At 63.4% G+C, this 11,870-nt stretch carries 9 protein-coding genes; 4 read left to right on the forward strand and 5 right to left on the reverse strand.

The window, feature by feature from the left end:
• Positions 1-51 precede the first annotated feature (51 nt).
• Positions 52-687, forward strand: a complete 636-nt coding sequence (gene folE, locus BLS41_RS26525; protein WP_074770238.1) for a GTP cyclohydrolase I FolE — start codon at positions 52-54, stop codon at positions 685-687.
• 322 nt (positions 688-1,009) lie between these two features.
• On the forward strand, positions 1,010-2,059 hold the full coding sequence (locus tag BLS41_RS26530) for a VTT domain-containing protein (protein WP_074770240.1): 1,050 nt from the start codon (positions 1,010-1,012) through the stop codon (positions 2,057-2,059).
• Between the two features lie 63 nt (positions 2,060-2,122).
• On the opposite strand, the gene BLS41_RS26535 is transcribed toward BLS41_RS26530, so the two are convergent.
• Both BLS41_RS26535 and BLS41_RS26540 read right to left on the reverse strand, forming a co-directional pair.
• Complete coding sequence (locus BLS41_RS26535; protein ID WP_074771202.1) at positions 2,123-3,697, reverse strand: sensor domain-containing diguanylate cyclase; 1,575 nt, start codon at positions 3,695-3,697, stop codon at positions 2,123-2,125.
• Positions 3,698-3,907: 210 nt separating this feature from the next.
• Positions 3,908-4,789: a CHAD domain-containing protein gene (locus BLS41_RS26540; RefSeq protein WP_074770242.1), complete on the reverse strand. Its 882-nt coding sequence runs from the start codon at positions 4,787-4,789 to the stop codon at positions 3,908-3,910.
• A 353-nt stretch (positions 4,790-5,142) separates the two neighbouring features.
• Between BLS41_RS26540 and BLS41_RS26545 the strand changes: the two genes are divergently transcribed.
• The gene (locus tag BLS41_RS26545; RefSeq protein WP_074770244.1) at positions 5,143-6,729 is read left to right on the forward strand and encodes an inorganic phosphate transporter; all 1,587 of its coding nucleotides are present in this window, start codon (positions 5,143-5,145) and stop codon (positions 6,727-6,729) included.
• A 116-nt stretch (positions 6,730-6,845) separates the two neighbouring features.
• On the opposite strand, the gene ppk2 is transcribed toward BLS41_RS26545, so the two are convergent.
• Positions 6,846-7,772 (reverse strand): polyphosphate kinase 2, encoded by a 927-nt coding sequence (gene ppk2 / locus BLS41_RS26550; RefSeq protein WP_074770246.1) that lies wholly within the window; start codon positions 7,770-7,772, stop codon positions 6,846-6,848.
• Positions 7,773-8,063: 291 nt separating this feature from the next.
• Positions 8,064-8,471: a VOC family protein gene (locus tag BLS41_RS26555; protein ID WP_074770248.1), complete on the reverse strand. Its 408-nt coding sequence runs from the start codon at positions 8,469-8,471 to the stop codon at positions 8,064-8,066.
• Between the two features lie 318 nt (positions 8,472-8,789).
• Between BLS41_RS26555 and BLS41_RS26560 the strand changes: the two genes are divergently transcribed.
• Entirely contained in the window at positions 8,790-9,851 is a 1,062-nt protein-coding gene (locus BLS41_RS26560) for a S1C family serine protease (RefSeq protein ID WP_074770250.1), read from the forward strand.
• A gap of 143 nt (positions 9,852-9,994) precedes the next feature.
• Here the strand turns inward: BLS41_RS26560 and ggt are convergent, their stop codons facing one another.
• Positions 9,995-11,728, reverse strand: coding sequence for a gamma-glutamyltransferase (gene ggt, locus BLS41_RS26565; RefSeq protein ID WP_074770252.1), 1,734 nt, complete (start codon positions 11,726-11,728; stop codon positions 9,995-9,997).
• Positions 11,729-11,870: the final 142 nt, after the last annotated feature.

Below are 11,870 nucleotides of genomic sequence, written 5' to 3' on the forward strand. Positions count from 1 at the left end.
GAACCCGCGCGCTCCGTACGGCGTCGACGCGCGATCCCAGAGGAGCGACGCATGACCAGCAGCAAGGCAAAGAAGAAAACTCAACCCGCAGCGGAGCGTCCGAGCCGCGATGAAGCCGAAGCCGCCGTGCGCGTGCTGTTGCGCTGGGCTGGCGACGATCCGGCGCGCGAAGGTCTGATCGATACACCCGCACGCGTCGTGCGCTCGTACGAGGAGTTCTACGCGGGATATCAGGTCGATCCGCGCGAGATTCTGGCCCGCACCTTTTCCGAAGTGGACGGCTACGACGAAATGATCGTGCTGAAAGATATCCGCTTCGAAAGCTATTGCGAGCACCACATGGTGCCGATCATCGGGCGCGCGCATGTGGCGTATCTACCGCAGCATCGGGTGGTCGGCATCTCGAAGCTGGCGCGTCTGGTCGATGCATTCGCCAAACGTCTGCAGATCCAGGAAAAGATGACCGTGCAGATCGCCGATACGTTGAACGATGTACTGCAACCGGCGGGCGTCGGCGTGATTCTCGAAGCCGCGCACCAATGCATGTCGACGCGTGGCGTGCATAAGGCCGGCGTCACAATGGTGACGTCGCGGATGCTGGGCACGTTCCGCACCGATCCGTCGACACGACGCGAGTTTCTGTCGATCGTGGGTAATCCTGGCGTGGTGGCGGTGGCGAATACCTGACAGGTTGGGAGGGGGGCAGCGAGGCGGGCTGGTGGTTTGCTGCGCCTGCCGCCGCTTGAACCGCGTTGTTCATCGTTGGTGCTCACGCCAGGTGCGCCACCGCCCTCCTTCCAGCAACACACATCACGTCTTAGCTCCAACCCCTCCAGAACTCCCGCCTCTCCGCCGCCCGCTACCGCCTCATCCATCGGTTATTCTCACCAGACAAAGCGCCTGCCGATCTGAAAACGCGCCCGATTCGCGCCGTCAGGAACGCACTTTGCGTGCCGTTGAACCATCCACGAAACCAGCCCGCCCAACCGCAATAACAGGAGCGTCTCAATTGCTAGAGATTCCGACTTCGGCGGTGGTCACCTGGGGCGGCGCGGTCGTCTTCGTCAACGTGCTATTGACGCGCCTCGGCGTGCCGATCCCCGCCGTCCCGGTTCTGCTGTTCGCCGGCTCGGCCATCGCGGCCGGCACGCTGTCGTTCTGGCCGGTGCTTGGCTCAGCCGTGCTGGCCGCCGCTATCGGCGACGGCGCGTGGTTCGCCGCCGGTCGTCTCTATGGCCGCAAGCTGCTGGCCGCGCTCGGCCGCCTGTCTCCCGCCGTCGATTCCAAAGTCGAAACCGCCCGCTCGCTATTCGAGCGCTTCGGCGTGCCGCTCGTGTCCATCTCGAAATTCGTGCCGGGGCTCGGCCTCATCACCCCGCCGCTGATGGGCACGACCGCCGTCGATATCCGCATCTACGCGCTGTGGGATATCGGCGGGGCCGTCGCGTGGGCCACATTCTGGCTGCTTGGCGGCGCGGCGGCGGAACGGGAACTGCACATGCTGCTCGCGTTCGTCACGTCGCGCGGCGGCACGGTGTTCGACATTCTGGTGATCTCGGCGGCCGCCTTTCTGGTCTACCGACTGTATCAGCGACGCCGCGAGCGGCGCCTGTTTGCCAATGCGGCGTCGGCCGAAGCGGCGGCGCGGGCGGCCGGCGGCAGATGGCGGCGCGTCGCGCCGTCGCGGATACTCGATGCCCGCCCCGACGAACCCGCCTCCGGCGCGCAGTCGCGCATTCCCGGCGCGCTCGCGCTCGATCCGCACTCGCCTGAACAGATCGACGGCGCACTTCGTGCGTACGACATGGTGATTTACTGCATCTGCCCGGACAGCGCGACCGCTGTCGAACTGACGCAGCGTATGCGCAGCAACGGCTACACGCGGATTCGCGCGCTGCGCGGCGGCCTCGATGCGTGGCAGCGGCGCGGCTTTCCGGTGGAACCACTCGCTCCCGCCGACGACGTGACCACCGGCAAACGCGCACCCGCTACTCGCGGCAATGCGCAAGGCGCGATCACCTTGCGCGGCTTCGCGCCACGCAGCAGCCAAAGCACTTGATTTCGCGACCCGCGCGAACATCGCGCTGTGCAGGTGGCCACGAAGCGCGAATAAAGCGCGCATTCACGACGACGAGTTCTGCTCGACCGACTGCGCCGCCTGCAACTCCGAGCAAACCCGGTTGCGGCCAGCTGCTTTAGCGGCATAGAGCTGACGATCGGCGGCAGCCAGCAGATCGAGCGCGTGGGCGCCGTCAATCGGAACAAAGGTCGCGCAACCGATACTCACCGTCACCGGAACCGTCTTGCAGTCGCTTTGCACGACGGTCTGCGCCTGCACTTTGCGACGGATTTTTTCCGCGACGACGAGCGTGCCTTCCGCCGAGGTCTCCGGCAACAGCACCGCGAATTCCTCGCCGCCGTAGCGCGCGGCCACGTCGACGGAACGCCGTACGGTCGCCGAAATGCATTCGGCCACGGCGATCAGCGCTTCATCGCCCGCTGCGTGGCCGTAGGCATCGTTGAACTGCTTGAAGTGATCGATGTCGATGAAGAGCGCCGACAGCGGCTGCTTCGTGCGCCGCGCGCGCCGCCACTCTTCGTCGAGCCGGTTGTCGAGCACCCGGCGATTGCTGAGACCGGTCAGCGGATCGGTCGCGGCGAGGCGAACTAGCGCCGCCTGCGCGCGCTGCCGGTCGCGCAGCGCGAACGCCAGCGCCCACGACACCATCACAAACGCCGCGCCGAGAGTCAGTGTGAGCAGACCCGCTACCCGGCTGCGATGCCACCACGGCGCGAGCACTTCGTCCACGGCGGGCGCGACCGACGCGATCCACGGCGTGCCCGGCACGCGCGCATACGTGTACATGCGGCGCACGCCGTCCACCGCCGAGACCGCCACGTACGAGCCGGTGGCATGCGCGGCCATCATCTGGAAGGTCGGCGACTTCGCGATGCTCGAGCCGATATCGCGCCCAATCAGCGGTTTGCGTGCGAGCAGGGTGCCGTCGTCCATCACGATGAATACCGCGCCGAGCTGTCCGGTGTCGATCCGCTCCAGCAAATGCTGAAAGTATTCGATGCGAATCGCAAGCAGCGCGACGCCGGCAAATTCCCCTTTGGCATCGTCGATACGGCGCGTCAGGCCGATCGATAGTTTTCCGTCGCGTAGTCGCGAATGGAATGGATGCGAGAAGTACAGTCCCACGACAGGGCTGCGTTGATGCGCCAGGAAATAATCGCGATCGGCGAGGCGAACGGCGGTATTGATGTCGGCATTCTGCGATGCGCTCACCTCGCCCGCCAGGCCGATCACATACGCGCCGCCCAGATAGGCAGCGGTGGTCGCGCGGTCGAACAGCACGGAGCGCCGCAGATCGTCCGGCAGAGCGTTGACGACTGGATCGCGCGCGCCATCCACCATCGACTGCAATGACAGGTCGTAGATTTCGACGTTGCGCGCGAGATCGCTGGAGATGATCGAGACGAGATTCTGCGAAGTCTGACGCGCGTGATCGAGCGCGTCGGCGCGGCCCATCTGAAGGGTAAGCAGCGTCAGTCCTGCCATCGCCGTCGCGATCAACGTGCCCGCCACGCCTGCAACCATCGGATGGTTGCCCACATTTCGCGTCACGCTGTCGCGGGTTCTGCGCAGCAATCTGCGCCACCGGCGACGCCGCGAAAGCGTTTGATGTACCACGTGCGCGTCGCCTCCTTCGCAATGGGTTTGCATCGCCGGATGGCGGGATGCGTGGTTTACGTCGTTGCCGGACTGTCCTGCGCGCGGCTTCACGCGGGCTTCGTACAGGCTTCGTATGGCGGAGGGCAGGTGCGAACGCAAGGGCTACCGTCTTTCCCGCATCGACCCAAAAGCGCTCACGCCTTCACAGCCCATCTCTTTCCGCCTTTATCAAAGCTTGTGCAGCAGCCGGACCGCCGAGCGTATGCGGCGTTTGCGCTCCGTCCTGAGCCAATCGAGCGCGGCGCTGGGATCGGCTGAGCCGGGAATCGACGTGGCATTGTCACGCAACAACTGTTCGCTGGCGACGACATCGTTCAGCGCACCGAAGCGTTTCTGGATCTGCTTCAGCCGCTTGAGCGTGCGTTTGTGCGCGCCCTTCAAAACCGGCTCGAAAAATTCGAGCAGATAACGCACTTTTTTGCCCGCTTTCCTGACGTTGTGAAAGGCGATGTAGTTGGACTTTTTGGCGCCGCGCGCACGCTTCATCCGTTTTTTCAGCGAGCGCTCGGCAGCCGCCACGCGTTTTTCGGCGAATTTGCGCAGCAGCACCCGATCGTGCGAAGTGTTCAGTTCTCTGGCGGTAATCGACAACGCGTCGTGCAGCAAATGTTTGACGTCGGCATTTGACAGCGTTTCGCGACTCGTGGCGAGCGCCGCGCCGCGCGCGTCGTGGAGCCGGGGCGTGAGTTCGCCAGCGCCGCTTTTTTTATTCGCGAGCAGTTCGATCAGGATGTCCCAATCGCGCGTTTTGCCGGCTGCAGTTGCCAGAAATTTGTAGACAGCCCGTTCGCGCGACGCCTCGGCCTGGTCCTCGCTTTTTTCCAGCAGCGGCTCGAATGCCCACCACAGCGACCGCAGGCGACGCAGCGAAACGCGTAATTTGTGCAGCGCTTCCGGCGATGGATCATCGCGCAACGCACCGGCGAACTCGACCGCGTGATCGACGAGCGGCGCGGCATACGACACGAACGCCGCCTGCGCCGAGGTGTCCCGCTGGGCGGGCTCGCTGACGGCAGACTGCTTTGTCTCCTTCCCGTGGTCCCGCTTCATCGATCCTCCTTTGAATGGGCCTTTCAGGAAAGGTAGCAAAAAAGAGACCCTGCCGGTGTTTGCGACGCATGGGTCGCGCTTGTCGGTGTTTGTCGGCGTTCGTCCGCGTGCGAAAGATGCTGTTTCGCCTGCATCGACTTATCTCCAAACCCGCGTCGCAAGCCAGCTCTTTTCGGACCGCCGCCCGCCCGTATCCGCCACTCGCAAACTCCTCCGGCGAATCGGCGCGAAGCCTTGCTGCAAGCCGCTCCCCGCGCGATGCGGCTCTCCCGGCGTGTCACCTCGCTGTCATCATTACGACACACGGCGCACGCAGGATCGGAAGTTCCGCGACAAACTTTGGGGCTCACGTCATGCCGGAACTTTCGTACCCGCAGCCAGGCGCAGCAAGCGGTAAAGGTCGCAATATCGGCCTCTTCGTCTTTATCGTAGTCATCCTCGCGGGCGCCATTTACTGCGCGGTCCATTTGCTGGACGATCTCGCGCCAGTCCGCGAATCCTCGTTCATGCCGTACCTGCTGCTCGGAGTGGCGCTGCTGATTGCGCTCGGCTTCGAATTCGTGAACGGTTTCCATGACACCGCCAACGCGGTCGCCACCGTGATCTACACCCATTCGCTCACGCCAAACCTCGCGGTGGTGTGGTCCGGCGCGTGGAATTTCCTCGGCGTGCTGACGTCGAGCGGCGCAGTCGCGTTCGGCATCCTGCAACTGCTGCCGGTCGAGCTGATCCTGCAAGTGGGCAGCAGCGCCGGTTTCGCGATGGTCTTCGCGCTGCTGATCGCCGCGATCATCTGGAATCTCGGCACGTGGTACTTCGGCCTGCCGTCGTCGAGTTCGCATACGCTGATCGGCTCGATCATCGGCGTGGGTCTGATGAACCAGTTGATGCACGGCACCAACGGCACCAGCGGCGTGGACTGGAACCAGGCGCTCGGCGTCGGCAAATCGCTGCTGTTTTCGCCGCTGGTCGGCTTTCTCGCCGCCGGTTTGCTGCTGCTGATCCTGAAGGCCGTGGTGCGGGTTCCCGCGCTGTATGCCGAGCCGAAGGGCAAGGAGCCGCCGCCGTTCTGGATTCGCAGCCTGCTGATCCTGACCTGCACGGGCGTGTCGTTCGCGCACGGTTCGAACGACGGCCAGAAAGGCATGGGCCTCATCATGCTGATCCTGATCGGCACGGTGCCGACCGCGTACGCGCTGAACAAGGCGGTCACGCCGTCGGAAACGCTGAACTTCGTGGCTGTGGCGCAGCAAACCGCCACCGCGCTCGGCAACTACACGCAAGGCGTGGCGGCTCCGGCCAATCCGCGCGCGGAAGTCGAGACGTTCGTGCGCACGCATCAGCTGACACCCACCACGGTGCCGGCGCTGCAGCAACTGACGCTGCTGATCGGCAAGCAGGTCGGCGACTCGGGCTCGATGGCCGCCGTGCCGCAAAACATCGTCGATAACGTGCGCAATAACATGTACGTGGCGTCCGAAGCGATCCGTCTGATGAACAAGGCCCAACAGCCAGCGTTTTCGCCCGAAAACGCGAAGATCATCAACAACTTCAAGGCGCAAACGGATCACGCGACGAAGTTCATCCCGACCTGGGTCAAGGTGGCGGTGGCGATTGCGCTCGGCCTCGGCACGATGGTCGGATGGAAGCGGATCGTCGTGACGGTCGGCGAGAAAATCGGCAAGCAGCATCTGACGTATGGGCAAGGGGCATCGGCCGAAGTGGTGGCGATGCTGACGATCGGCGCCGCCGACATGTACGGTCTGCCGGTCTCGACGACCCACGTGCTGTCGTCGGGCGTGGCGGGCACGATGGCGGCCAACGGCTCCGGGCTGCAATGGGGCACGGTGCGCAGCCTGATCATGGCGTGGGTGCTGACGCTGCCGGTGTCGATTGCGCTGGCTGCGGGCTTGTACTGGGTGTTCCGCGCGGTGTTCTGACGATGTATTGCAGGCGAGGCCGGTCGTCAGTGACGATCGGCCTCAGCATGAAAAAAAGCGCGGCCCGAATGGGCCGCGCTTTTTTATGGTCGACTGCTGGCTGAAAACGACGCGTGTCAGAACACCTCGGGCACGATCATCGACGCCGGCACCGGTTGACGGCTGTATTCGTCGTGATAGACGCGGTCCGGCAATTCGATGGTCGGATGCTCGATCTCGTGATACGGCACCTGACTCAGCAGATGCTGGATGCAGTTCAGGCGCGCGCGCTTCTTGTCCACCGCCTGCACGACCCACCACGGCGCTTCGGGAATATGCGAGCGCTGCAGCATCACTTCCTTGGCCTGCGTATAGGCTTCCCAGCGACGCCGGCTCTCCAGATCCATCGGGCTGAGCTTCCACTGTTTCAGCGGATCGTGAATGCGGTTCTGGAAGCGGATTTCCTGCTCTTCGTCGGTGATCGAGAACCAGTACTTGAGAATCTGCACGCCGCTGCGCGCCAGCATCTTTTCAAATTCCGGCACCGAGCGGAAAAACTCTTCGTACTCTTCATCGCTGCAAAAATTCATCACGCGTTCGACGCCCGCGCGGTTGTACCAGCTGCGGTCGAACAGCACCATTTCGCCGCCCGCCGGCAGATGCGACACGTAGCGCTGGAAATACCATTGCGTGCGCTCGCGGTTATTCGGCGCAGGCAGCGCCGCGACCCGGCACACGCGCGGATTGAGCCGCTGCGTGATACGTTTGATCGCACCGCCCTTGCCCGCCGCATCGCGTCCTTCGAAGATCACGACCAGCCGGTGGCCGGTCTGCACGATCCAGTCCTGCAGTTTCACGAGCTCGCCCTGCAGGCGGAACAACTCGCGAAAATACATCTTGCGGGATTCGCGGTTCTCCGCCGTCATTGCATCCGCGCCGTCGATGATGCGGTCATCGACCTCCATCTCGAGTTCCTCGTCGTACGCATCGATGAGGTCTTCCTCGAAACGGCGTTGCCGCTCCGCGAGCCATTCGGCTTCAGGTCTCGGATCCTGCTCTTTCATTGCGGCTCTCCTGGCAACAGAAATGGTTAGGCGCGCGGCGATATGCGCGACGCGAACGCGTTCGATTATCGAAGCGCCAGGTGTCAGCCGTGTTACCGCGACGGCTACGTTCGCGGCCATTAACGGCGAGTTTTCCGGCTACTTCGCGGTTTCCTGCTGGAATTGACGGCTGGCGCCATGCGCCGGCGCCTGTACGCTATCCGCTATCAACTATCAGCGACCACGTGGATGCGGGGCGTCAGTGGGCGGGCCATCAACCATGATAGCGAGTTTTACACAGGACGCCCGGCACTAACGCAATGGCCGCGCGAAGCTGATCTCGTGGCCGTCCGGATCGGTGAGGTGGAAATAACGCTCGCCCCAAGGGGCGTCGGATGGCTCCAGCGACGGTTTCAATCCCGCTGCCAGTGCCTTGCGATAGAGCGCATCGACGTCGGACACGTAGATGATCACGCGGCCCCACCAGTTGACCGGCGCGCGCGTATCGACGATCAGGTTCAGATACGAGCCGCCGAATTCGAACGAAGTGAAGGCCTCCTGCGGGCCGCCGAATTTCATCGGAAAGCCGAGCGCCCCGTAGAAGGCCACGGCGCGCGACATGTCGCGCGTGGCAAGTGTGATGGCGCTCAGGGACTGGATTTGCGGGTCGTCGGAGGCGGCTGGTTCGCCCGATGAAGAGAATGGCTTGGCGGAGTTCATCGCGGGGGCTCCTTGGCTTGGTGAGGGCGGTTGAGGTTTGATGCGGCATTTGCGGATTCGGTTCTGGCTCCGAGCGTGGGCAACGCCCGGGTTCAGCTTCTGGTCGACGCTATAGAGCCAGCCGGGAGGTGCCTCCGATCCGGCCACAGCGGTTTGCCGATACATAACACTTTGCCATTCGCAGAACGCGTGCCCGTAAAAAACATCTCACCGCCGCCGCGCCGCCCATCGCGGCGGCTGCCGACCGCGCCGCTCAATCACCCTTGAAAACGCCTGCCGCGCCCCGCATCTGCGGGTCCGTTTATCCGGAGCATCGCCATGGGAAGCCGTCCACGCTTCATCGATGACCTGTCGCGCGCCGCATCCGACGCCCCCGGGCCAAATCCGCTCAACCCCTTAACCGACGACGCCCTGCTCGACGCCTATTCCCGCACCGTAATCGGCGCTTTGGAACGCGTGCAGCAGGCGGTCGCCTTCATTTCCGTCGAACGCCGGCTGCCCGGCGAATTGTCCGGCCGCGTGCCCGAGCGCGACCGTGGTCGAGGCGGTCGCGGCGGCACCGGCTCCGGCTTCATCTTCACGCCCGACGGCTACCTGCTGACCAACAGCCACGTCGTTCACGGCGCGACGCACATTCAGGTAACGCTCGCCGACGGCGCGAAGTTCGACGCGGATCTGGTCGGCGACGACCCCGGCAGCGATCTCGCCGTGCTGCGTATCGGCTCGCCGGAACCGCTGCCGCACGTCGAACTCGGCGAGTCGTCGAAACTTCGCGTCGGGCAGATTGCGATTGCCGTCGGCAATCCGCTCGGCCTCGCGCAAACCGTCACGACCGGTGTGGTGTCGGCGCTCGGCCGCTCGCTGCGTTCGAACTCCGGCCGGATGATCTACGACGTGATCCAGACCGACGCCGCGCTCAATCCCGGCAATTCCGGCGGTCCGCTGATCAACTCGGCAGGCCAGGTGATCGGCGTGAATACCGCGATCATCCCCGGCGCGCAGGCAATCTGTTTCGCGACCGCGATCGACACGGCCAAGTGGGTCATCATGCAGATCTTCGCGCATGGCCGCGTGCGGCGAGCCTATATCGGCGTGGCCGGCACGACGACGCCGCTGTCGCGTCGGGTGCAGCGTTATTTCGGCCTGAATTCGGAAAGCGGCGTGCATGTGATGGAGATAGTCAAAGGCAGCCCGGCCGCGCTCGCGGGCGTGCGCACCGACGACACCATCGTCGCAATCGACGCGCTGCCGGTGCAGGACGTCGACAGCCTGCAACGCACGCTCGATGTTTCGCGTATCGACAAACCGGTCAACGTGACGGTGCTGCGTGGCGCGCAACGGCTCGAATTGACGCTGACGCCGGTCGAGCAGACCGCCTGACGCAACCCGGTTTTTGTCTTTCATCGGCCGGCTCGTTGCACAGTAAAAAAACCTCGCGCTTTACTTAGCCGCGAGGTTTTTTGTTTGCGTGCAGCGAATCTGCCGCGGTCGCAAAAGACGCTCCATGCGTGCGACCAGAAGCGTTACGGAATCACCCGCGTCACGCCTCGCCCACGCGGATCGGCAGCGGCCTCGGGCGTATCCCCGTTCACCTTGATCGCCTGGATATCGCCGCTGAAATCCTGCCCTTCGAGCTTGTAACCCTTGGCTTCGATCTGCTGCGCAAGCTCGCCTTCAATCGGCTTGTACGGCTCCCAGAAAATCGTGTTCGGCGGCAACAGTTGATGGTGGAAGCGCATCGCGCCGACCGCGTCCTGCAGCGGCATGTTGTAGTCGTACACGTTGTTGATCACCTGGAAGATCGACGTGAAAATGCGCGAGCCGCCCGGCGTGCCGATCACGAGCGACACCTTGCCGTCCTTCGTCAGAATGGTCGGGGTCATCGAAGAAAGCGGGCGCTTTTTCGGCTCGATCGAATTCGCGTCCTTGCCCACCACACCGAACTCGTTCGCGACACCAGGCTTCGCCGAGAAGTCGTCCATCTCGTCGTTGAGCACGATGCCGGTCTGATCCACCACCACGCCCGAGCCGAAATAACCGTTGATGGTGTACGTATTCGACACCGCGTTGCCCCATTTATCGATCACCGAGAAGTGCGTGGTTTCCGCTTTCTCCGGCATGTTCGTGCCGAGACCCGGTTGCACGCTCTTCGTGTCCGACGGCGTAGTCGGGTTGACTTCAGCGGCACGCTTCGCGTTGTACGAGTCGTCGATCAACTGCGAAACAGGTACCTTGTAGAAGTCTGGATCGCCGAGATATTGCGCGCGATCGGCAAACACGCGCTTCTCGATTTCGGCGATCAGATGCACGTATTGCGCGGAATTGAGCGGGACGTCCTTGAAGTCGGGCGCAATATCGGCCTTCATTTTCAGCAGTTGCACGAGGCCGACGCCGCCCGAACTCGGAGGCGGCGCGGTGATCACGCGATAGCCGTTCCAGTTGGCCTGAACCGGCTCACGCCAGACGGCTTTGTACTGCTGCAAATCATCCTTCGTGATGAGGCCGTGACCTCGCATGGACGCCGCGATCAGATCCGCCGTCCTGCCCGAGTAGAAGTCCTTCGCGCCCTGATCGGAAATGCGTTGCAGCACGGCGGCGAGATCCGCCTGCTTGAAGTTGACGCCCTGTTTCAGATTGCCGAAGTAAGTGTCGAAGTTGGTCTTGCCCGCGAAGTCTTTGGCAGCATCGTCACGGCGCTCCTGCAATTGCTGGCTCACTTCGAAACCATCGCGTGCATAGTGAATGGCCGGGGCGAGCACCTGCTTCCACTTGAGCTTGCCGAAGCGGCGCTGTGCCTGCCACATGCCGTCAACGGTGCCCGGCACACCCACCGCGCGATAGCCGATCACGCTCATGCCTTTGATGACCGCGCCCTTGTCGTCGAGGTACATGTTTTTCGTCGCGGCCAGCGGTGCGCGTTCGCGATAATCGAGGAAGTACGGTTTGCCGTCCACGTACAGCGTCATGAACCCGCCGCCGCCGATGTTGCCCGCTTCCGGATAGGTCACGGCCAGCGTGAAGGCAATCGCCACAGCCGCGTCAACGGCATTGCCGCCTTCCTTGAAAATCTGCTCGGCGGCGTCGGCGCTGTATTTGTCGGCGACCGCAATGGCAGAGGCCGAGAGAACGGCCGGCGGGGTTTTGGCGGGCGCCTTGGCTACGGCGGGCGAGGCTTCGAGAAAGCCAGTCGAAACGGAGACGAGTGCGACCAGCGTGAGACCGCTGGCTGAAGACTTGGCGCTGCGGAACAACCTCATTGAAAATCCCCCAGAACAACGATTCGTCAGACGATAAGCGATTCGCGTTTTTCTTACAACGTGCAAGTGGATAGTCGGGCGCGAGGTGCATCGCGCGTGACGCGCTCACGAAAGAGTGCGCGGTGGCACGACAACGCGCGCA

The organism is Paraburkholderia fungorum, from assembly GCF_900099835.1.
Taxonomy (GTDB): domain Bacteria; phylum Pseudomonadota; class Gammaproteobacteria; order Burkholderiales; family Burkholderiaceae; genus Paraburkholderia; species Paraburkholderia fungorum_A.